Annotated in this window: 1 protein-coding gene; it reads right to left on the bottom strand. The window is 59.9% G+C overall.

Annotation, left to right across the window (positions count from 1 at the left end; translation table 11 throughout):
- On the bottom strand, positions 1–509 hold a 509-nt coding region (locus tag N1F89_RS20665; protein WP_290086395.1), incomplete at both ends, for an integrase core domain-containing protein.

Here is a 509-nt window from a genome sequence, read left to right as displayed (position 1 = left end):
GTCAAAGAAACCCAAGTCATAGTTTAGGAAGCTGACAAGCCAGATCTGGTCATCGATCTGTCGGATGCCGACGAGCTGGCCTGCGAAGACGGTTGAGAGGTTGATCTTGCGTCTTCCGATGCAGATGCGTCCGCAGCGTGTGACGCGCACGGTTCGATCATGGAAGGGATAATCCGGCTCCTCGAGCGGGCGATAGAGCCGCGAGGAGGGTGTATAGATGTCGCCGGGACATGCCCCGTTGAGGGCCTGGTGTGGCCGCTCATTGTTGTAAATCTGGACGAAGTCATCGAAGCGCTCCTGCTGCTGAAGGAAGTTGAAGGAGGCGGGTTTGGTGGCCTCCTGCTTGAGGGTCAGGTGCATGCGCTCATGGCGTCCGTTCTGCTGCGGATGGCCGGGCTTGATGCGCTCGATCGCGATGCCGAGCCTGAGCCACCAGACGGAGAGCCTGGACAAGCCGAACAAGGCATTGCCGGAGGCAAAGGGCACCCCGTTGTCGGTTCGGATAGCCG

It is taken from the genome of Aquibium sp. A9E412, from assembly GCF_030398335.1.
Lineage (GTDB): Bacteria > Pseudomonadota > Alphaproteobacteria > Rhizobiales > Rhizobiaceae > A9E412.
The sequence above is the reverse complement of the archived record's forward strand: the minus strand, read 5'-3'. Positions and strand labels throughout refer to the sequence as shown.